The organism is Thermomonospora sp. CIF 1, assembly GCF_001896795.1.
Taxonomy (GTDB): domain Bacteria; phylum Actinomycetota; class Actinomycetes; order Streptosporangiales; family Streptosporangiaceae; genus Thermomonospora; species Thermomonospora curvata.
The window spans coordinates 36,792-57,631 of sequence record NZ_MOYN02000014.1 but is presented as its reverse complement, the minus strand read 5'-3'; the positions used below and the strand labels follow the sequence as shown (position 1 = coordinate 57,631).

Annotated in this window: 16 protein-coding genes and 1 pseudogene; 12 read left to right on the top strand and 5 right to left on the bottom strand. The window is 70.7% G+C overall.

Annotation, left to right across the window (positions count from 1 at the left end; genetic code table 11):
- Positions 1-43: 43 nt before the first annotated feature.
- Complete coding sequence (locus BUE48_RS07215) at positions 44-3,517, bottom strand: Eco57I restriction-modification methylase domain-containing protein (RefSeq protein ID WP_286989401.1); 3,474 nt, start codon at positions 3,515-3,517, stop codon at positions 44-46.
- A 463-nt stretch (positions 3,518-3,980) separates the two neighbouring features.
- Here BUE48_RS07215 and BUE48_RS07210 point away from each other — a divergent pair, with 463 nt between their 5' ends.
- Both BUE48_RS07210 and BUE48_RS07205 read left to right on the top strand, forming a co-directional pair.
- Positions 3,981-4,577 carry a hypothetical protein gene (locus BUE48_RS07210; RefSeq protein ID WP_286989399.1) on the top strand — a complete coding sequence of 199 codons (597 nt, stop codon included), beginning with the start codon at positions 3,981-3,983 and terminating at the stop codon, positions 4,575-4,577.
- Positions 4,574-5,140, top strand: coding sequence for a hypothetical protein (locus tag BUE48_RS07205; RefSeq protein ID WP_286989398.1), 567 nt, complete (start codon positions 4,574-4,576; stop codon positions 5,138-5,140). The genes BUE48_RS07210 and BUE48_RS07205 overlap by 4 nt, the downstream gene beginning before the upstream one ends.
- 91 nt (positions 5,141-5,231) lie before the next feature.
- On the opposite strand, the gene BUE48_RS07200 is transcribed toward BUE48_RS07205, so the two are convergent.
- Together BUE48_RS07200 and BUE48_RS07195 are read right to left on the bottom strand one after the other, a co-directional pair.
- Positions 5,232-6,485, bottom strand: coding sequence for a serpin family protein (locus BUE48_RS07200; protein WP_286989397.1), 1,254 nt, complete (start codon positions 6,483-6,485; stop codon positions 5,232-5,234).
- Positions 6,486-6,604: 119 nt separating this feature from the next.
- On the bottom strand, positions 6,605-7,423 hold the full coding sequence (locus BUE48_RS07195; protein ID WP_012851825.1) for an SAM-dependent methyltransferase: 819 nt from the start codon (positions 7,421-7,423) through the stop codon (positions 6,605-6,607).
- A 178-nt stretch (positions 7,424-7,601) separates the two neighbouring features.
- Between BUE48_RS07195 and BUE48_RS07190 the strand changes: the two genes are divergently transcribed.
- From BUE48_RS07190 to BUE48_RS07165, 6 genes are all read left to right on the top strand, one after another.
- Positions 7,602-8,279 carry a response regulator transcription factor gene (locus BUE48_RS07190; RefSeq protein ID WP_286989396.1) on the top strand — a complete coding sequence of 226 codons (678 nt, stop codon included), beginning with the start codon at positions 7,602-7,604 and terminating at the stop codon, positions 8,277-8,279.
- Entirely contained in the window at positions 8,276-9,262 is a 987-nt protein-coding gene (locus BUE48_RS07185; protein WP_012851823.1) for a HAMP domain-containing sensor histidine kinase, read from the top strand. The genes BUE48_RS07190 and BUE48_RS07185 overlap by 4 nt, the downstream gene beginning before the upstream one ends.
- Positions 9,263-9,369: 107 nt before the next feature.
- Positions 9,370-10,803 carry a B12-binding domain-containing radical SAM protein gene (locus BUE48_RS07180; RefSeq protein WP_012851822.1) on the top strand — a complete coding sequence of 478 codons (1,434 nt, stop codon included), beginning with the start codon at positions 9,370-9,372 and terminating at the stop codon, positions 10,801-10,803.
- 396 nt (positions 10,804-11,199) lie between these two features.
- Positions 11,200-12,531 (top strand): bifunctional o-acetylhomoserine/o-acetylserine sulfhydrylase, encoded by a 1,332-nt coding sequence (locus tag BUE48_RS07175; RefSeq protein ID WP_012851821.1) that lies wholly within the window; start codon positions 11,200-11,202, stop codon positions 12,529-12,531.
- Positions 12,528-13,685, top strand: coding sequence for a homoserine O-acetyltransferase MetX (metX, locus tag BUE48_RS07170; protein ID WP_286989572.1), 1,158 nt, complete (start codon positions 12,528-12,530; stop codon positions 13,683-13,685). Before BUE48_RS07175 ends, metX begins: the two co-directional genes overlap by 4 nt.
- Before the next feature lie 640 nt (positions 13,686-14,325).
- Positions 14,326-15,528 carry a S8 family peptidase gene (locus BUE48_RS07165; RefSeq protein WP_041441174.1) on the top strand — a complete coding sequence of 401 codons (1,203 nt, stop codon included), beginning with the start codon at positions 14,326-14,328 and terminating at the stop codon, positions 15,526-15,528.
- Between the two features lie 573 nt (positions 15,529-16,101).
- On the opposite strand, the pseudogene BUE48_RS07160 reads toward BUE48_RS07165, so the two are convergent.
- Both BUE48_RS07160 and BUE48_RS07155 read right to left on the bottom strand, forming a co-directional pair.
- Positions 16,102-16,437, bottom strand: a pseudogene (locus BUE48_RS07160) (ATP-binding protein); the annotation flags it as partial.
- Between the two features lie 311 nt (positions 16,438-16,748).
- Positions 16,749-16,985 carry a hypothetical protein gene (locus BUE48_RS07155; RefSeq protein WP_012851810.1) on the bottom strand — a complete coding sequence of 79 codons (237 nt, stop codon included), beginning with the start codon at positions 16,983-16,985 and terminating at the stop codon, positions 16,749-16,751.
- 517 nt (positions 16,986-17,502) lie between these two features.
- Here BUE48_RS07155 and BUE48_RS07150 point away from each other — a divergent pair.
- The 4 genes from BUE48_RS07150 (at position 17,503) to BUE48_RS07135 (ending at position 20,221) form a co-directional block, all read left to right on the top strand.
- Positions 17,503-18,354, top strand: coding sequence for a helix-turn-helix domain-containing protein (locus BUE48_RS07150; RefSeq protein WP_041439385.1), 852 nt, complete (start codon positions 17,503-17,505; stop codon positions 18,352-18,354).
- Positions 18,351-18,545: a DUF397 domain-containing protein gene (locus BUE48_RS07145; protein WP_012851808.1), complete on the top strand. Its 195-nt coding sequence runs from the start codon at positions 18,351-18,353 to the stop codon at positions 18,543-18,545. Before BUE48_RS07150 ends, BUE48_RS07145 begins: the two co-directional genes overlap by 4 nt.
- A gap of 191 nt (positions 18,546-18,736) precedes the next feature.
- Positions 18,737-18,955 carry a DUF397 domain-containing protein gene (locus BUE48_RS07140; RefSeq protein ID WP_012851807.1) on the top strand — a complete coding sequence of 73 codons (219 nt, stop codon included), beginning with the start codon at positions 18,737-18,739 and terminating at the stop codon, positions 18,953-18,955.
- 693 nt (positions 18,956-19,648) lie between these two features.
- Positions 19,649-20,221, top strand: coding sequence for an SMI1/KNR4 family protein (locus BUE48_RS07135; RefSeq protein WP_012851806.1), 573 nt, complete (start codon positions 19,649-19,651; stop codon positions 20,219-20,221).
- The last annotated feature ends 619 nt before the right edge of the window (positions 20,222-20,840 follow it).

Sequence of the window (20,840 nt, the reverse complement as noted above, 5' to 3'; positions counted from 1 at the left end):
GCCTCACGGAGCGCTGTGCGGCCCGGGGCCGGGGAAGAACGGCTCAGCGCGCCGCCCGCCCGCCGGGCGGTTGCACCTTGGGCGCTTCCGCGGTGATGAGCCGCACCTGGGACAGGCCCTGAGCCGGCGGAGGATCGAGCGGCGTCCGGTAGGGCTCTTTGCAGCGGATGGCGCGGGCCATCGCGTCATAGGCGGCCAGGATCAGCTCCTTGGTCCGGTAGCGCCCGAACGCCGCCAGATCCTTGCGCCGCACGATCGGGAACGTGTCCATGATGTAGTCCACGTCGTCCCGCTTAATCCCATACAGGTGGAAGAACGCCGCGTCCAGCTCCGCCCGTAGCAGGCGCCGCCGTTCCTCCTCCCAGCGGAAGGGGGCGACGGGCAGCAGGCCGAGGTCGCCGGACGTGTGGCTGAGCTCCAGGAAGCGGGCGCCCAGCCAGTCCGCCAACGTCGCGGTGCCGTCCCAGGGGGCGGGCTCGGGCAGCCTCGACCGCTGGAGCACCGGCAGCTGCTCGACGATGAAGAAGTTCATGTTCGCGCCGCCGGCCTTGGCGCGGACCACGAAGTCCAGCACGAAGGACTGCAGGCAGGCCATCAGGGCCGGGGCGCAGGAGGCGTCGTCGGTGATGATCACGGGCATGCTGTTGCCCACCCCGGCCCGCGGCAGCAGGTGCCCGATGAAGGTGCGCTCGTCGGTGGCGCGGCAGGCGTTGCGGAACCCCAGCATCCAGCCGGCCGTCCAGCCGCGCGCGGCCAGGCGGGAGCGGACCCCGGGCGCCATGACGGGCCGTCCCCGCCGGTCGGTGCGGCCGGTGGGCACATCGTGCTCGGGCACCCAGTAGCGGGGCATGACGACGAAGCCGGGGTCGCGTTTCTCCTCCGCGGTGACGTCCCGGATGGAGCCGTCGGCCTCGTAGGTGGCCCACCGGTGGTCGTGGTGGTGCAGCATCTTCGCCTCATACAGCGGCAGGTAGCGCCGCCCGTCGCGGGTGAAGACGTTGCCCTCCAGCCGCCAGCCCTCGGCCTCCAGCCTTCGCCGGGTGCGGAACAGGTGGGAGTCGGCCGACATGTCGAACATCCGCAGGAACGAAACGCCCCACGGGTTGCCGTCGGGCTCGCCGCGGCGCAGCAGCACGGGCACGCGCCGGTAGATGCCCAGCGTGATCTCGGCGTCGCGGCGGCTGCGGAAGACCGGGCAGGTGCCGGTGTTGGGGTTGAGCAGGGCGATCTCCCGCGGGCTCAGCCTGAAGCGCCGGGCGGGCGCCCGCAGCTCGGCCGGGTCGTGCAGGTAGAAGGCGAAGTCGGCGCTCGCCTTGCGTTCGGCCCGCCCGGTGAGCGTGAGCAGCGCGAACTTGAAGGACCGGTGCACGCCGGAGAACAGCGGCGCGGTGTTTTCGAAGTCGTGCAGCGACGCCAGGCGGCCGGAGGCCACCACGTCCCGGAAGAAGTGCCGGGTGGTGGCGTCGGTGGCGATGCCGGTGGGGACGATCAGGCCGACCCGTCCGTGCGGGCCGACGATCGCCCGGCCGCTTTCGGCGAACACCGCGTAGGTGTTGATGTCGCCGCGCCCGGTGTGCGGGTAGCGGCCGGACCTGCGCAGGAAATGCCCGGTGGCCTCGGCCCGCCGGCGGGCGGCGGTGTACTCGGCGTGCAGCGCGGGGTTCTCCTCCGCGAGCGCCCGGATGAGGCGGTCGCGGGCGGCCTTGGTGGGGGCGGCGGCGATGCGCTCGTCCCGGGTGGCGAAGAACTCCCGGTCGTGGAGCTTGATGCGCTCCCACGGCGGATTGCCCAGGACGCACGAGAAGCCGCCGCTCCAGCCGGTGCGCTCATCGGGTGCGCCGCCCCGCCCGCCGAAGACGCCGGGGAACTCCAGGTGCCAGTGGAAGAAGCGGTACCGCTCCGCCAGGCGCGCGATCTCGGCCCGGGTCTCCGGGGCGACCGAGTCCGGGTCGCGTGCCAGGTCCAGCAGGGTGCGGGTGGTGACGGGGGGCGCGGCCCGGGGCGTTTTGACCCAGCAGAACGCCGCGCACCAGGCGTCGGCGAGCTCCTTGCCCGCCGGGCCGGTCTCCTCTCCGCGGTGGGACGGCCGGATGCTCTGGTGACCCTTCAGCGCCTCGCGTTCGGCTCTGTTGCGTTTTTTGAGGGTTTGCACCCAGTTCCTGTCGTCGCCTTCGATGGGGGTGAACGCCTCGTCGGGCAGTCCGCCGGCCAGCAGGGCCGGGGTGGCGCCCAGCAGGGCGTTGCCGACCTTCAGATGGGCGTTCAGGAAGCTCAGCGGCCTGCCCGGCTCCCCGGCCTCCAGCCACAGCGACACCTTGGCCAGCTCGATCGCCATCGGGTTGAGGTCCACGCCGTAGACGCAGCCGGCGATGACCTCGCGCAGCGCCCGCCGCACCTGCCGGGCCGGGGGCCGGGGGTCGCCGGTGCGGACGAAGGCCAGCCGCCCGGCGATGCGGCGGGCCGCCGCCACCAGGAAACGCCCCGGGCCGCAGGCCGGGTCGCAGACGGTCAGCGACAGCAGCGCCCTTTCCCGTTCGGCGGCGGTCCGGCCGGATTCGAGGGCGTCGTCGATCACCGGGTCCAGCGCCGCGTCCAGCAGCGCCTCGACCAGCGAGGGGGGCGTGTAGTACGAGCCGCTGATCTTGCGTTCATTGCCGCCGAGCCTGCGCAGCACGAACGCACGCTCGGCCGGGTCATAGCCGGGCACATGCTCCAGCAGCGACTCATACAGCGAACCCAGCTCTTCGACGTCCATGCGCGCGAAGTCCACCCAAAGAGTGCGGTGGGTTTTGTGGTCGCGCACCTGTGACAGCGAGCGGATGGCCTCCAGCAAGTGCTCATCATCCAGGGAGCACTCGTGCAAGAGGGCGTCGATGCCGGTTTGTTCGAAAAGCCCGCCCAGGGCGGGCAGAGCCAGTTCGGGAACTCCGCCTTCACGCCCCAGGCCGTCCAGCACGGAAACGAGGGTCCGCCATTGGTTTCGGGAACGGCCGGGCGGGCCTCGTTCGGGAAGCCCGCCGGGGACGGACGCACGCCGCCGGCCGCGGCTTCGGTCTTCGGACGGGTCGGGCCCGGGAAGGGCGGCGATGCGGCGCAGCCGCGCGGTGGAGAAGAAGCGGGTGTAACGGTCGCGGGCCTGCTGGGAGGCGTGCGGGTCGAGCAGAATTCCGCGGTCTTCGGCGATGAACAAAAACAGCAGCCGATAGACGGTGCGCAGCAAAGCCCGGTGCAACCTCCGGGGGGTGACCTCGCCCTGGTCTTCCAGGGCCTTGCGGAGGGCGTCGTTATCGGGGTGCCGGAGGAAACCGGTGCCCAGGGTCGTGATGGCCTCCCTGACCGCGGCGCGGTCCAGCGTGCGGACACCGGCATCGGCGCTCTCCCGAAGGCCGGTGGCGGTCTCATCCCCGTGCAGGTCACAGCGGGCGGGCTCGGTGCCGGTGGGGGCAGGCCGCGGCGTCTTTCCCGGCGACCGGCCCTTTTCGGAGGCGACGCCCGCGGGCGGGGCATCGCGGCTCATGGGGCCGTCTCTCCGCCCGCGCCGGGAATGGACGTCCGGTGCCCGGCGGCGGGACGGCCGCACCTGCCGAAGACGTCCACTTCTTCCCCTCGGGAACCACGAATACCGAAATAACACACGAGCACCACTTGCCCGAATCATCCCTTATCGCGGCAGGTGCTTCAACGGAGTCCCCGAGCAACCGCTCTCCCAGGAAGCCGACCGGCGCCCTCCCTCACGCCCCGGCCTGCGGATTACGCACCACAAGGAACCGGGCACCCGGCCATGCGGACCGCACCGGTTCCTGCGCGTTGAGCTTTTTCACCACGCCGCCTTCACAGGCTGAAACGGGACGACGCCCCCAGGGACAAGGCCGTGACCTGGAACGCCGCAGCACCGGGCATCATCAAGGCCGCTGTCCACGGCTCCTTGGGCCACGGGTTGAAAAGGCCCATTGATCGGCAGCGGCGATAATCGTCCGGTCATGGACATTCGCACGAAGGCGTTCCTGTCGGTCTGGTCCGCCCTCATGGGCGCGCTGCTCGGCGGAGGGCTGGCGTGGGGGCTGTGGTCCTCCCCCGCGGAGGAGAACGAGCCGGTGCCCGTGGTGCCCTCCCCGTGCAACCTGGTCGACCGGGCACTGCTGCAGGAGATCGTGCCGGACGCCCAGATCCTCTCCGAACGCCCGCCGGACGAGGCGGGCTCCGAAGGGTGGATCAGCAGCGGGTGCACCTTCTCCTCCGGCGGCCGGCGGTACCTGTCGGTGGACGTGCACCGCTATGGCCACATGGAGATACGCCGCCGCCGCAGCCATGAGACCATCACCGTCACGGCCGTGAAGGCGGCCGAGGAGTCCTTCCGGTCCAAGGTCGAACACCCGGAGATCGCCTGCCGGCCGCAGCCGGTCTCCGGGGTGGGCGAGCAGGCGGCGGCCTGCGCCGGCACACGCCGGGATGAGCCGTCCTACCTGGTGGTGGCCCGTGCCCGGCAGACCGTCGTGGTGGTGCGGGCCGACTCGCCCGTCCCCGGCCGGGAGAGGCGGCTGCACCGGCTGACCGCCACGGCACTGGAGAGAGCATGAGCGAACGTTCCGCGGCCGCGGCGGGCTCCCTCGGCGGTCTCCTCACCACGCTCGTCCTGACCTTCTTCGGCGGCGCCGCCGTCGCCGCCGCGGCGGTCGTCCTGGGATTCTCCTTCGGGGTCCTGCCGCCGGGACGGTCCGAGCTCGCCGACCCCTGCGCCGCGGCGGACGTGGCCGGCCTGGTCCCCGAGGCGTCCTGGCGGCGCGGCGGCGGCGGGCTGCGCAGCGCCTCCTGCACGGCCGGCGGCGACCTCGGCTCCGCCGAGTACATCCACTTCGACCTCAGGGTCGAGAAGGCCGGTCCCGAGGACAGGGCGGCGGCCGAGCACGAGCGGGGCTGCGCCGCGCTGGCCGGGCTGGGGGCCGTCCACCGCCCGCCCGGAGTGGGGGATGCGGCCTGCGCGGCGACCGAGGACGGGCTGCTGCGCGTCTCCACCGTCCTGGCCCACGTGGGAGGGGTGCGGATCACCGTCCGCTACGCCACACAGGCCAAGGACGCCGCCGCCACGGAACGCGACGCCATCGAGGCCGCCCGCCGCGTCGCCGGCCGGCTGGAGTCCTGACCTCAAGGCCGGAGGCGGCGAACGGCTCACCAGACCTCCGGCCGTGCGCGGGCTTCCGCGCACCTCCCGGCTCGTCCCGGGGATCTTCCCGTCAGGAGCCGCCCCACCTCCCGAAGGGCCGCCCGGGCCGGGCGGGCCGCGGCGAGGGGAGCCCGGGCACCGCGGCCTCGTCGGCCTCGGCGACCCACCCGGCGACCAGGATCAGGCCGCTGGTGCGGTGGACGGCCAGGAAGGCGAAGGGACGGTCGAAACAGACCTGCACGTACTTGACCTTCACGGTGGCCGCGGGGGGCGCCGATCCGACCGTGGCGGCGAAGGCGGTGACCGCGGCGGCCTCAAAGCCCCGGGCCTGGAAGGAGGCGCGGACGTTCTGGCGGGCCTGGTCGATGGCCAGCGGTTCGGCGCTGATGCCGGGGAAGTGGCCCCGCGCGGTGTCCATCACGCTCTGCAGGCCGAACACCTGGGGCGTGGCGAGCAGATCGTGGGAGGAGGTGACGGTGAAACGCGGCACCATCTGGTTCATCACATCGCCGAGGACGGCGCTCTCCATCGTCCGGACGACGACACCGGGGGCGGGTTCTCCCTCCGGCAGGGCGTCCCCGCCGGTGAGGGAGCAGCGGCCCGCCAGTGCGGCGACGCCTGCGGCGAGCACGTCCCCGGGCATGCGGGCGGGGCCGCCGAGCAGCAAGTGGACGTCGAGGTCCCCTGAGCCGGTCACGCGCAGCATGGTCAGCGGGCCGCCCGGGGTGTCGGCCACCTGAAGGTCGTGCATCGTCCTGACGGTGCGCGACAGCGCGACGATCCACCGCCCGCCCCAGGGGCCGTCCGTCAGCGGCGTGGGGAACTCGGAGAACGGCTCGTCCCAGGTGGTGCGGATGGCGAGGGCCCCGGCCAGCACCAGCCGGGTGGCCGCATCGACCTCCACCGGCATGGCGGGGATGAGCCCATCGGTCCGTTCCCTGGCCCAGGCGTTCAGCAGCTCCTGATCGCGGCCGGGGTCGCCGGTCAGCTCGCCACGGGTGCCTGCCGGCAGCCGCCCGGCCCATTGCGGGTTCAGCCGCAGCCCTCGTGCGGTCCACAGGCCCAGCGCGGACTGGACGGCCGGTGCGGAGGCCATCTCCTCCAGCAGGCTTTCGGCGGCGTCGATGGGGTCGCCGCTTGTCACCCCGATGGCCTGCCGCAGCTCCCGTTCCCCCGGGCCGGCGGCGCCCGCGGCCAGCAAGCCCAGCAGCGGCCACACCCCGGCCCCGGACAGGACCGTCGACTGCGCCGGCGAGCAGACCGCCGCGGCCCACCGCACGGTCAGCGCGTTGGCCGCATCGATCAGTGGTCCGCCGCGCGCCATGCGCCCTCCTCCACAGGCTCCCGTGCGCCCCGTTCCACCAGGCGGGGCGGTTGCGATCGGCCGCTCACCGGTCCTACGGGCGCGGGCCGGATCGTGTGCACGTCCGGCCCGGGCCGTTTTCAGTTCTTGCGGGCCACCCCGGCGTAACCCCAGGCGTTGCTCAAATCCGAGGGGACGGGGCCGTCGGGCCGCCACAGCGGCGGCAGCACCAGCCCGGGCTCGACCATCTCCAGCCCGGTGAAGAACTCGGCGATCTCCTCCCGGCTGCGGGCCCGCATGGCCACCCCGTCCCGGGCGGCCAGCTCCACCACCTGGTGCGCCCGGGGGCTCATGTCGGCGGAAAAATGCGACAGGATCAGGTAGCTGCCGGGCGCCGCCTCCTGCAGCAGCCGGGAGACGATGCGGCCGGGATCGTCCTCGTCGGTGACGTAGTGCAGCACCGCGACCAGCATGATGGCGACCGGGCGGCTGAAGTCGATCAGCTGGCGCAGCTTGGGCTCCTCCAGCAGCCGGTCGATGTCGCGGATGTCGGCCTGGACGAGCGCCGTGGTGGAGTCGGTGGCCAGCAGCGCCCGCCCGTGGACGGAGACGATCGGGTCGTTGTCGACGTAGACGACGTGGGCGCCGGGGATCACCGACTGGGCCACCTCGTGGGTGTTGGGGCTGGTGGGGATGCCGGTGCCCAGGTCGAGGAACTGGTCCACCCCGCATTCGGCCACGTATTTGACGGCCCGGACCATGAAGCTGCGGTTGATGTGGGCGGTGTCGCGCATCTCCGGGGTGACGGCGGCGATCAGGTCGCCGAGCTCCCGGTCGGCGGGGAAGTTGTCCTTGCCGCCCAGGAAGTAGTCGTACACCCGGGCCGGATGCGCGCGGTCCATCTGGAGGTCGAGCGAGGCCGGCCCCTTGCCGCCCGTCTCCTCCGCCTTCTCCGTCATCGAACCCATTCCTCCCTACCTGACGGCTGCTTCCTGGAGCCTAGAGGGACACCGCCGCGGCAATGGGGAAATCCGCGTTTCCCGCCATCAAATGGCGCGCCTTCGCCGGCGGGGCCGGGCCGCCTGGGTCCGTCCCGGGCGTGGGCGGCCCGGCGGAGCTCCGCTTAGAGTGGGCGCCGTGCCGAGTCACCGCATCCTGGTCGTGGAGGACGAACCGGCCATCGCCGAGGCGGTGGCCGAGCGGCTGCGGGCCGAGGGCTTTACGGCCGTGATCGCCCGGGACGGCCTGGATGCCGTCGAGCGCTTCCGCCGCAGCGCACCGGACCTGGTGGTGCTGGACCTGATGCTGCCCGGCCTGGACGGGCTGGAGGTCTGCCGGCGGCTGCAGGCCGAACGGCCGGTGCCGGTGCTGATGCTCACCGCCCGCGGCGAGGAGACCGACCAGCTGATCGGGCTGGGTGTGGGCGCCGACGACTATCTGACCAAGCCGTTCAGCATGCGGGTGCTGGTGGCGCGGGTGCGGGCGCTGCTGCGCCGCATCGAACGGGCGCGCTCTGGGACGCACCCGGTGGTGCGGCTGGGCGGCCTGGAGGTGGACCGGGCGGCGCGCCGGGTCCGCCTGCGGGGCGCCCAGGTGCACCTGACGCCGACGGAGTTCGAGCTGCTGGCCTTCCTGGCCGGCGCCCCCGGCACCGTGTTCTCCCGGGCCGAGCTGCTGGAACGGGTCTGGGGCTGGACGGCGGGCGCCGGGACGCGCACGGTCGACAGCCACGTGCGGGCGCTGCGCCGCAAGCTCGGCGACGAGATCATCCGCACCGCGCACGGCGTGGGGTACGCGCTGGAGCCCCCGCGGTGATCCCCCGTCCGCTCGACCCGCTGCGTTCCATCAAGCTCAAGCTGGGCCTGCTGGTGGCGGCCAGCACCTGCGCCACCGCGCTGGTGCTGAAGGAGGCGCTGGAGGCGGGCGTGCGGGGCCGCTACGCCCTGCCGGTCGCCGTGCTGGTCTCGCTGGCGGTCACCCAGTTCCTGGCGCACGGCATGACGTCCCCGCTGCGGGAGATGACCGCGGTGGCCCGGGCGATGGCCAAGGGACGCTACGACCGGCGGGTGCGGGCCAGTTCCCGCGACGAGGTCGGCGAGCTGGCCCGCGCCTTCAACAGCATGGCCGACGACCTGGCCGAGGTGGACCGGCGGCGGCGCGAGTTCATCGCCAACGTCTCCCACGAGCTGCGGACGCCGATCAGCGCCCTGCACGCCCAGCTGGAGAACATCGCCGACGGCATCACCCCGGCCCGCCCGCAGACGCTGCGGGCGGCGCTGGAGCAGACCCAGCGGCTGGAGCGGCTGGTGGCGCAGCTGCTGGACCTGTCCCGCCTGGACGAGGGCGGGCGGTTCCTGGAGCGCACCCGTTTCGCCGTCCGCCCGTTCCTGGAGGAGGCCGTCGAGCAGGCCCGCATCGCGCACCCGCGGGTGCGTTTCACCGCCGAGGCGGACCCCGGCCTGATGGTGCGGGCCGACCGGGACCGCCTGCACCAGGTGGTGGCCAACCTGCTGGACAACGCCGCCCGCCACGGCGGGGACAACGTCACCGTCACCGCCCGTCCCCTGCGCACGGCCCTGGTGCTGGAGGTCGCCGACGACGGGCCGGGCATCCCGCCGCAGCAGCGCGAGCGGGTATTCGAACGTTTCTCCCGCGGCGCCCGCTACGGCTCCGACGGCGGCACCGGCCTCGGCCTGGCCATCGCCCGCTGGGCGGTGGAACTGCACGACGGCCGCATCGAGGTGGCCGACTCCTCCCGCGGCTGCCGCATCCGCGCCGTGATCCCGAACGCGATCTGACCCGCGGGCGGTCTTCACAATTTCTGCACAGAACCCGCACACGGCCCTCACCCGCGGTGATCGGCGGGGCGGTATCCAGGTCGGTGACCGACCCGAAGGAGCCCCCCGTGCGAGTGAAGATGATCCTGCCCGCGCTGACCGAGGCGACCTCGCCGCTGTTCCGCCCGATCAAGTACGCGCTGTTCCCGCCGCTGGGGCTGGCCACGCTGGCCGGTTACCTGGACCCCGACGACGAGGTGACCATCGTCGACGAGCACGTCCAGAAGATCGACACCTCCGATGAGCCGGACCTGGTGGTCATCCAGGTCTACATCACCTCCGCGCGCCGGGCCTATGAGCTGGCCGACCTGTACCGGGCCCGCGGCGCCCACGTCTGCCTGGGCGGCCTGCACGTGACGTCGCTGCCGCAGGAGGCCGCCCGGCACGCCGACACGATCTTCTGCGGGCCGGGCGAGGACACCTGGCCGCGTTTCCTGGCCGACCTGCGCGCCGGGCGTCCGGCCCGCCGCTATGACTCCACCGAGCGCACCCTGGCCGGCCTGCCGCCGGTCCGCCGCGACCTGATCGACCGCAGCCGGTACCTGGTGCCGAACTCGATCGTGGTCTCCCGCGGCTGCCCGCACGTGTGCGACTTCTGCTACAAGGAGGCGTTCTTCGCCGGCGGCAAGTCGTTCTACACCCAGGCCGTGGACGCGGCGCTCGCCGAGATCGACCGGCTGCCCGGACGGCACCTGTACTTCCTGGACGACCACCTGTTCGGCAACGCCCGGTTCGCCACCGCCCTGTTCGAGGGGATGCGCGGGATGGGACGGCTGTGGCAGGCGGCCGGGACGGTGCAGGCGGTGCTGCGCCCGGGGCTGCTGGAGAAGGCCGTGGAGGCGGGGCTGCGCAGCCTGTTCGTCGGCTTTGAGACCGTCAACGCCGCCAACCTGGCCGAGCAGCGCAAGTGGCAGAACATCGACCGGGACTACGGCGCGGCGATCCGGCGGCTGCACGAGCACGGGGTGATGGTCAACGGCAGTTTCGTCTTCGGCATGGACCACGACGACGCGTCCGTGTTCGACCGCACCGTCGAGTGGGCGATCGGCCAGGGCATCGAGACCGCCACCTTCCACATCCTCACGCCCTATCCCGGCACCCGCCTGTATGAGCGGATGGCCAAGGCCGGCCGGCTGCTGCACTCGGACTGGGATCTCTACGACACCCGCCATGTGGTCTTCGAACCGTCCCGGATGACCGCCCGGCAGTTGGAGGACGGCTATTGGCGGGCCTACCGCGACTTCTACCGCTGGGGGTCGATCCTGCGCGGCGCGGCCACCAAGCCCACCGTGGCGGGCAGGCTGCGCCATGCCGCCTACGCGGCCGGCTGGAAGAAGTTCGAACCGCTGTGGGACCTGGTCATCAGGGCCAAGCAGGTCGGCCGCGCCCTGCCCTTTTTGGAGACGGTGCTGGCCGGCGGCCTCCCGTCCCGTCCCGGCGGCGGGAACCGGTCCGGCGATGGGCGAGGAGTCACCCCGTCTCTTTCCGGCTCCCGTCTTTGAGCGCCGATGGACGCCGCCCGAGCCCTGTGAGAAGCCGCACACGTTCCTCCCCCGGCGAAGGCGCCGGGAAGGCGTGAGCGCTCCGAGGGGATGGAACGAGCCAGAGCGCCGATCGCCGTCCCCACCGGGGAGAATCACGAGGGAATGTGATGAAAGGCACTCGGATAAGCGGGCGTGTGACGATATGATGACCGGGTGATCATGCTGGTGAGCAGGCGTTACGTCGATTACCTGCGGGTGGCCAGCAGCCGCTGTCCGGCTGCGCGCTGACCCCCGCCCCGCTCACCGTCTTTCCGTCTCGCCCTCGCCCGCCACCCCGGTCGCGGGTCGGACTTCGCTGAATCCCCGTACCTCTCCGCGGCGCGGCGCCGCGTCATCGTCAGTTCGAGGAGCACGATGAGCCAGTCCCCCGACGCCTCCGAGGCCCCCGCCACCGACGGCTGGTCGTTCGAGACCAAGCAGGTGCACGCCGGCACCCAGCCCGACCCCGCCACCGGGGCGCGGGCGGTGCCGATCTACCAGACCACCTCGTATGTGTTCCGGGACACCCAGCACGCCGCCAACCTGTTCTCGCTGGCGGAGACCGGCAACATCTACACCCGGATCATGAACCCGACCCAGGACGCCTTCGAGCAGCGGATCGCCGCGCTGGAGGGCGGGGTCGGCGCGGTGGCGCTGGCGTCGGGGCAGGCCGCCGAGACCATGGCGATCTTGAACCTGGCCCGCTCGGGCGACCACGTGGTCTCCAGCGCCTCGCTGTACGGGGGGACCTACAACCTGTTCCGGCACACGCTGCCCAAGCTCGGCATCGAGGTGTCCTTCGTCGAGGACCCCGACGACCTGGACGCCTGGCGGGCGGCGGTGCGTCCCAACACCAAGGCGTTCTTCGGGGAGAGCATCGGCAACCCGCGCGGCAACGTGCTGGACATCGAGGGCGTGGCCGGCGTGGCCCACGAGGTGGGCGTGCCGCTGATCGTGGACAACACCGTCCCCACCCCCTACCTGCTGCGGCCCTTTGAGCACGGCGCCGACATCGTGGTGCACTCGGCCACCAAGTTCCTCGGCGGGCACGGCACCACGGTCGCGGGCGTGGTGGTGGACGGCGGGTCCTTCGACTTCGGGGCCCACGGCGACCGGTTCCCCGACTTCGTCGAGCCCGACCCCAGCTACCACGGCCTGCGCTACTGGGAGGCCCTGGGCAACCTGTCCTACGGCATCAAGCTGCGGGTGCAACTGCTGCGCGACATCGGCCCGGCGATCGCGCCGTTCTCGGCGTTCCTGCTGCTGCAGGGCGTGGAGACGCTCAGCCTGCGGATGGAGCGGCACTCGGCGAACGCGCTGGAGCTGGCCAAGTGGCTGGAGCAGCGCGATGAGGTCGCCGCGGTGCACTACCCGGGCCTGGAGTCCAGCCGCTGGTACGGGGCGGCGCAAAAGTACCTGCCGCGCGGGGCGGGCGCGATCGTCTCCTTCGAGCTGCGCGGCGGCATCGAGGCCGGCCGCCGGTTCGTGGAGGGGGTGCAGCTGTTCAGCCACCTGGCCAACATCGGGGACGTGCGCAGCCTGATCATCCACCCGGCGTCCACCACCCACAGCCAGCTCTCCGAGGAGGAGCTGGCCTCCACCGGCGTCACCCCCGGCCTGGTGCGGCTGTCGGTCGGCATCGAGAACGTCGACGACCTCAAGGCCGACCTGGAGGCCGGGTTCCGCGCGGCGAAGGGCGCGTCCTGAGCGCCGCAGCCCAGACCGCACCGGTCCCCCTCCCGCCGGTCACCGGGGCCTGGCGGGAGGGGGATCCGCCTGGACGGCGGCAGTGGGTGACCCTGGAGCGCCCGCTGCCGCTGGAGACCGGGGGCACGCTGCCGGGGGTGCGGCTGGCCTATGAGACCTGGGGCACGCCGGCGCCGGACGGCTCGAACGCGGTGCTGGTGCTGCACGCGCTGACCGGTGACAGCCACGCCGCCGGCCCGGCCGAGCCCGGCCACCCGACCCCCGGCTGGTGGGACGGGCTGATCGGGCCGGGCCGTCCGCTGGACACCGACCGGTACTTCGTGGTGGTGCCGAACGTGCTGGGCGGCTGCCAGGGCAGCACCGGCCCGGCTTCGCTGCGTCCGGACGGGCGGCGGCCCTGGGGCGGGTCGTTCCCCTACATCACCCAGCGGGACCAGGTGGCCGCCGAGGTGCAGTTGGCCGATGCGCTGGGCATCGACCGCTGGGCGCTGGTGGTCGGCGGGTCCATGGGCGGGATGCGGGCGCTGGAGTGGGCGGTCTGCCAGCCCGACCGGGTTGCGGCGCTGCTGTTGCTGGCCACCACGGGGGCGGCCAGCGCCGAGCAGATCGCCTGGGCGAACGCGCAGATCCAGGCGATCCGCAGCGACCCGGGGTTCCGCGGCGGGGACTACTACGACGCCGCGCCGGGCCAGGGCCCGCACACCGGGCTGGGCATCGCCCGCAAGATCGCGCATGTGACGTACCGGAGCGAGCCGGAGCTGCGGGTGCGGTTCGGCCGCCGTCCGCAGGGCGATGAGGACCCTTTCCGCGGCGGGCGTTTCGCCGTGGAGTCCTACCTGGATCACCACGCCGACAAGCTGGTGCGGCGCTTTGACGCCAACAGCTACATCGTGCTGACCGAGACGATGAACGGGCACGACGTCGGGCGCGGCCGGGGCGGGATGGCCGCCGCGCTGCGCCGGGTGACGGCCCGCACCCTGGTGGCGGGCGTGGACTCCGACCGGCTGTACCCGCTGTACCAGCAGCAGGAGCTGGCGGCGGGCATCCCGGGCGCCGACCGGCTGCGGGTGATCGAGTCCCCCGCCGGCCATGACGGCTTCCTCATCGAGATCGAGCAGGTCGGCGCGCTCATCGAGGAACTGCTGAAGGGCTGAGCGGCCGGCCGCGGGGAATCCCCGCCGGCTCAAAAGCGCCGTTCAGAGAATTTTCAAAGGAAAAGCCACCGGCCGGGTTCCGCACCGGCCGGAATTTCCTTTTGTGAGCTCCGGCGGGCGGCCGCGGCCCGATGAGGCTCGGCCGCCCGCCGCTGAAAACGCCGTCCCCGAGCGCAAGCCGCCGGGACGGCCCGCCGTGGCGTCCTCACCGGAACGCCGGGCCGCGAGCACATCACCGAGGGGCGAAGGTCGCATTCGGTGCGGCTCACCGGGATCGACGCCAGGGAGACGCCCAAGATCACCAGCCCTCTCCCGCGTCGTCCCCAAGCTCGCCCAAGGGGCATCAACGCAGTTCGACCCCTTTCCGTCGGACACTGACAGAACCGAGATCAAACCGTCATATATACGTTCAATAACGACTTTGTTCGCCCCTATGGATCAAACGGGACAGACCGGTCAATCTTCTAACCGCAGGCCTTACAGGCATCAACAGTAAAGGAAAATTACGGGCTTGTTACGGACCTGCGACTGGAGCAATCCGCCGGCCGCGTGCATCCCCGCGCACGCCTGACCCCCTGTCCCCTCTCGATCCCCGCAGGACTCCCGGAAAGGAAATCCGCGCATGCGCAGAAAGCGGCTCATGGCCGTCTTCGCATCCGCATCCCTCGCCCTGGTCCCCTTCCTGACCGCCGCCCCGTCCGCCTCGGCCGCCGCGCAGACCGGCGGCTACATCGTCGTGCTCAAGGACGGCGCCGAACCGTCGTCGGTGGCGGCCGAGCAGACCAAGGCCCGCGGCGGCACGCTGCGGCACGTCTACCGCAGCGCCCTCAAGGGCTACTCCGCCCGGCTGACCGCCGCCGCGGCGGCCCGGCTGGCCAAAGACCCGCGGGTGCAGTCGGTCGAGCCCGACCGGGAGGTGTCCATCACCGCCCAGACCCTGCCCACCGGCATCAACCGCATCGACGCCGAGCTGAGCCCCACCGCCAAGATCAACGGCATCGACGAGCGGGTCGACGTGGACGTGGCGGTCATCGACACCGGCATCCAGCTCAACCACCCGGACCTGAACGTCTACACCGCCGGCGCCCGCAACTGCAGCACCGGCAGCAGCGCCAACGACGGCAACGGCCACGGCACCCACGTGGCCGGCACCATCGGCGCACTCGACAACAACATCGGCGTGGTCGGCGTCGCCCCCGGCGCCCGGCTGTGGCCGGTGCGGGTGCTCAACAACTCCGGCAACGGCACCTGGTCGCAGATCATCTGCGGCGTGGACTACGTGACCGCCCACGCCAACGAGATCGAGGTGGCGAACATGAGCCTGGGCGGCACCGGCACCGAGGGCACCAGCTGCAGCTCCAGCAGCCTGCGCCAGGCCATCTGCAACTCCGTCAACGCCGGCGTCACCTACGTGGTCGCGGCCGGCAATTCCTACGCCAACGCCAACGGCTTCGTCCCGGCCACCTACCCGGAGGTCATCACTGTCAGCGCGCTGGCCGACTTCAACGGCGCGCCGGGCGGCGGGGCCTCGCCCACCTGCCGCAGCGACCAGGACGACACCTTCGCCGACTTCTCCAACTACGGCTCCGACGTGGACCTGATCGCCCCCGGCGTGTGCATCTACTCCACCTACATCGGCAGCTCGTATGCGACCCTGTCGGGCACCTCCATGGCCTCCCCGCACGTCGCCGGAGCCGCCGCCCTCTACAAGGCCACCCACCCGAGCGCCTCCCCCGCCGCCGTGAAGGCCGCCCTGCAGTCGGCCGGCAACTACGGCTGGATCTGGCCGAGCCAGGACCCCGACGGCATCCAGGAGAAGCTCCTCAACGTCTCCACCTTCTGACCGTCGTGACCTGACCCCGTGACCGGTGGCCCGGGCCCTGGCGCCCGGGCCACCGCCGTCGTTCCCGCCGACACGCCGATCTCCAGCGACCGTCCTGACCGAAGGCTGCGCGGACAACCCGGGAACAGGCGATGCCGGTCCAGGCTCGGCAAGCAGCCGGCACCGCGACGACCGGCAGATCACGGCCGGACCCTGCCAAATCATCCAAGCCGACGAGGACACGACTTGGTGAGACCGCCCTTGACCAGCGACCCGGGCCATCAGAGCTTGTCCGCAGATCACCCAAGCAGGTCGGCGCCTTGGCCTTCGCAAGGGACCGCTGGGCGAGGGCGACATGGACGGCCCGAGAGCAAGCGATGCCGATCCAGGTTCGGAAGGCGGCCAGCGCCGCAACGACCGGCAGGCCCCGACCGAACTCGGCCAAAGCACCCGAGCCAATGAAGAGACGAAGACACGGCCCGGTGAGCCACTCCTGCCCAGTGACCGCCGAAAACCCAAGCGATCACTTTGAGCAACAAAAGGAAGCCGCTGGGCGAAAGTGGCATGGACGGTCCGGGAACAAGGAGTGCCGCTCCAGGACCAGGACGTGGCCAACGCCGCGACGGTCAGCAGGCCGCGGCCGGACTCGGCCAGGTCGCCCGGGTCGGTGAGGGGGCCGAGGCGCGGCTCGGTGGGGCCGCCCTGGTCGGTGACGGAGACGGTCACGCCGGCGAGGTTGCAGCGGACCTCGACACCGAAGCGGCCGCCGGGACGGCCGGAACGGGTGTGCCGCAACGCGTTGACGGCCAGCTCGTCCAACACCAACAGCACATCCTCCACGGCCGGGAAGTCGGCCAGCAGGCAGGCGGCGAAAGCCCTGACGGCGCGCACCTGGGCGGCCTGGCCGGGAAAGACGCGCCGCCAATACATGGACGGGGCGGGTTCGACGGGAAGGGGGGCGGGGGTGGGCAGCGGCATCTGCTTCCTTTCCGGACGGCGGACGAGCAGGGAAGGGCGCTCAAAACGGTGTACGAGTAAAAGCGGCAGGCAGGGTCACTGATGACCGGCAGGCGGCCGGGGTCGCCTCGATGAAAAGACGCAGGGAACCAATGCCCCGCCGATGCGGGGTGAGCTCTCCCTCCGCCCGCTCCGACCACGTTTCGGTGAGACAGCACGAACCGGCCTCCGACGGCCGCTCAGGGACGTTCCGCCAAGACGGGTCCGCGGAGACGGGCGAGCCGTCATCGCCGGTCGCGTCCATGGTTCGGAACGGCTCCAGGGCCGGTGAACCTGGCCAGGAGGTCCCGGGCCTTGGCGACGCGGTCGCGGGCGATGCGCAGTTCACGGCCGGTGATGACGTCGGAGTCGAGCCAAGGACCGTAGACGTTGATGACGGCCTGCAGGTAGCGGACGAAGACGGCGCGTTCAGCGGCCTGGTCGGTGCGGCGCTCCGGGACGGGATCATGCGGGGCGGTCACCGCAAAAGCCCAGGTTCACCGGGGCCGAGCGGACCGGCGGCACGGAGGAGACGGACGCCGGCCCTCCCCACACAGAGACAGGACCGCAACGGGGCCGTTCCTACCGGAAAGCGACCGGAGACCGGCTGATCGGATGGGCGGCATCGTTCACCTCGCCGGATGCGGGTCATCGGAATGGACGCCCCTCATCGTCACCCCAGGTGGCCGCACCGGTACGGAGAATCAACCGACGTTCCGGCGGCAAGAGGCAATGGCACGCCCACACAAGGGACGCACGCGGAGCGTGCGTTCGCGAGCCGAACGCACGCCGTTCAGACGCTCACTTCCGGAACGCTATTCCAGCGTTAGCCGGATGGCACATTTCGGCCAACGAATCCACCGATTCCAGCGGAAACTCTCTGACGCCACGTGGTAACACAGAGTGGAAATGTCGGCGTCTCCCCCTTGACGCCCCCGCCAATTCCAACCCGAACCCGGGAGGTCACCCACGACCAGTCCCTTCGTTCGGCGCCGCCGACTGGGCGCCGAACTGCGCGCATTGCGCGAACAGCGCGGCCTGACCGCAGACGACATGGCCCGCGTGCTGTGCTACTCCCGAATGAAGATCTCCCGAATCGAGAACGGCCACAACCGTCCCAACCTCGTGGAGATCATGAAGATCCTGGATCACCTGGGGGTCACCGGCGAGAAGTACCAGCAACTCGTCCAGATAGCCCGCGAGGGAGCCGAACGAGGCTGGTGGGACGAGTACGGCGACGCCATGGGCCGCCGCCAGCGCATGTATGCCGACATCGAGTCAGACGCAAAGACCATCCGCGAGTACAACCAGTTCACCATCCCAGGGCTTCTTCAGACCCCGGACTTCATCCGGTGCATGATCGAACTGGCCAAGGCAGAAGGGAAGATCAACTTCCACCCCGAGCACATGCTAAACGCCCGGCTTCATCGCCAGTCTCACGTGCTGGGCCCGAAAGGACCACGCTATGAGGTCATCATCGATGAAGTAGTCATCCGGCGCCCTTCCGTGCCGCCCCAGGTCATGTCCGACCAGCTCCAGAGCCTGATCGAGAAGGCTCTCAAGCACCCTCGCGTTACAATCCACATCCTTCCAGTGCAAGTGGACTTTGCCCCTCGGCAGCTACCGAAGTCAGCCTTCTCCCTCTACACATTCCCAGACCCGGACGATCCACCCATCGCAGTCGATGACACGATGATCTCTGATGTCGTGCATATTGATCAGAGAGAGGTCATGAGATATACCCAGGGATACGAACACCTCCTACAGGTCAGCCTTTCAGGGGCCGCCACGATCAGCCTGCTGACCGAGGCGGCCGAAGATCTCAAGAAAAAGATCGGACTCTCCGCATGACCACGCAGTACTCTCCTTGGCGCAAGTCTCGTCACAGCGCAGCCGGCGAAAACTGCATCGAAGTCGCCCGCTCCGCCCACGGCACCATCGCCATCCGCGACAGCAAGAACACCCCTGGGCCCGTCCTGGAGTTCACCCCTCACCAGTGGGCGGCTTTCCTCCACACCCTTCGCTCAACCAGCACAAACTAGAACCACAACCTCTCCAGCACGAGCACTGACGTAATCCTGTAACAGCACAATCAGCGAAGCCCGTGCTGAAGTTTCCCGCTCCGCCCATGACACCGTCGCCATCCGTGACAGCAAGAACACCCCGATGGCCCATCTCACCCCCACAGCCGGAGCGCACTCCCGCAGCCCTTCCGCTCGACCGACTTCAGCCAATGACCCGATCAACGCAACACGAACGCTGGCGCAAGTCCAGCCGTAGCGAGGCCAACGGAGCCTGTGTCGAGGTCGCTCGCTCTCCCCACGGCACCATCGCCGTCCGCGACAGCAAGAACACCGACGACGGCCCCATCCTCTACCTCACTCCCCATGCGTGGAGCACGTTTCTGCGCGCCGTCCGTTCGTCCCGTCCAGTGAGCGCAGACGAACGCTGACGAACAGCCAGGACTCCCGTGTGAGCGTCCTGCGGAACCGGTGTCCTCGTTCAGCGACCGGATCAAGTGCCCGACCAAGATCGCGACACCGGTTCCGCCTCCTGGGGTGGGCCATGTCATATGCCCGTCCAGTCGGCGTACCCGCCTCCCTCATCGATACGTCATTCCCCCGCCCTCTCCTCGGCCGGAGGACTAGGCTCGGCGATCATGACCGAGTGCGAAAAGTGCGGGCTCATCGTCGGGCTCGGCTGTGCCTGCGACCTCGTCTCCTCCTCGTCCCGCCGTCCCTACGAAAAGAGCGGCGGCTGGTCGAGCTTCGCCCCCGGCACCATCTTGATCTCCCGCCAGAACGTGGCCCACATCCCCGGCGCCTGCGGCCACATGACCGAAGAACACGTCCACGGCCCCGACAACGGCTGGGGCTGGATCACCAACCCCGCCCCGGCCTGTGGCACCACATCGGCCCCACCCACCCCGCGCAGGCCACCGGAGGCGACACTTCCCGGGCGGCCAAGGCCCACTGCTTGTCCTGCGCCACAACCCTGGGAACCTGACACTCCCGGACCCGCCGTCATCCCGGCGAGCCTGCGGTCTTCAAGCCGGCATCGCCTCCCCCACGCCCGCGCTCAGAGGAGCGCACTCCCCACCCCACCGCCGGCGGCTTTCCCGCCGTGCACCGTGACTTCACCCGCCATGGACCCCAACCGCTTCTCCCTCCCGGAATACCGCAACCACCTGCTGGAACGACGCCTGATCAGACGACGCGACCAGGCAGGGTGCACCGATGCGGAGATCGAGCAGGTCATGCGGGCCCAGCGGCTCACCCGCCTCCCCGCCCTGTACCGCGACTTCCTGAAGGTCATGGGCAAGAGCCCTTACCCGCTGATGACCGGAACCGACTGGTCGCTGCACGACCTCCTGGAAATCAAAGACGCCGCTCAAGAGCTGCTGCGCGAAGATGGAGCCGACCCGGCCATCCTCGAAGACGCCCTGGTGATGGCCATGCACCAGGGATACATCGTGCTCTACATCCCCCAGGCCGAACTGGCCCCCGACGATCCGGAAGTCTGGCTCTACGAGGAGCAAGGACAACCGCGACGTCAGTGGCCGTCCTTCCGCCGGTTCCTGCTGTCCATAGCCGAAGCCCGAGAAAAGGAGATCGCCGTCTATAAGAACCTGGCCGCCACCGGCCGGTCCCGCAACAGGTCCACGGCCGCCCACACCTCGCCGAAGCCGCCCCGGCCCAGTCGACGCTCCAGCCGATAGCGGCCCGCGATCTCTTCCCCAGGCTCCACCCGGCCTCCCGTCCTCGCCGGCGCAAAAGCCATGATCGCCGATCAGCCGGCCCCCTGTCCCGGCAACCGGCATACAGGCCGGATCACACCTCACACCAGCCAGAACATCGGCACGGCCGACCGGCTCCGCACCGCGCCACCGGCCTTTCTTCCGGCCCCACCCGCCGTTTCAGCGGCACTCCTCATCGACCCTTTCCCCAAAGGCCGTCTCCGCAGCTCGAGACGGGGAGGCCACAAGCAGAGAAAACGTCGTGACCTGCAACGACACCGCCGGGAACGCCGCCTCCGGCCCTCGAGGCGGCATGTTGGAAAAAGCGTCCGGCCCACTCCCAGCCGCCCTGTCGATGCGCCGTTCCCTCACACTTCCCACCGACGGCCGACCGGCGATCATGATCGGACGCGAAAAGCGCAGGCCCGGGGCACGGTCACGCATGCAACCGCGTCCCGCCCGACCCGCGGCAAGAGCAGCGGACCACTTTGCAGCAAAGACGACCGGCAAAGCCTCGGCGCCCTATGCGGGGTCACGCATCAAGAAGCATTTTGTTGAACTTTGTGACAAGAATCACGCTGCGAGACGGTTCAGAATCAGG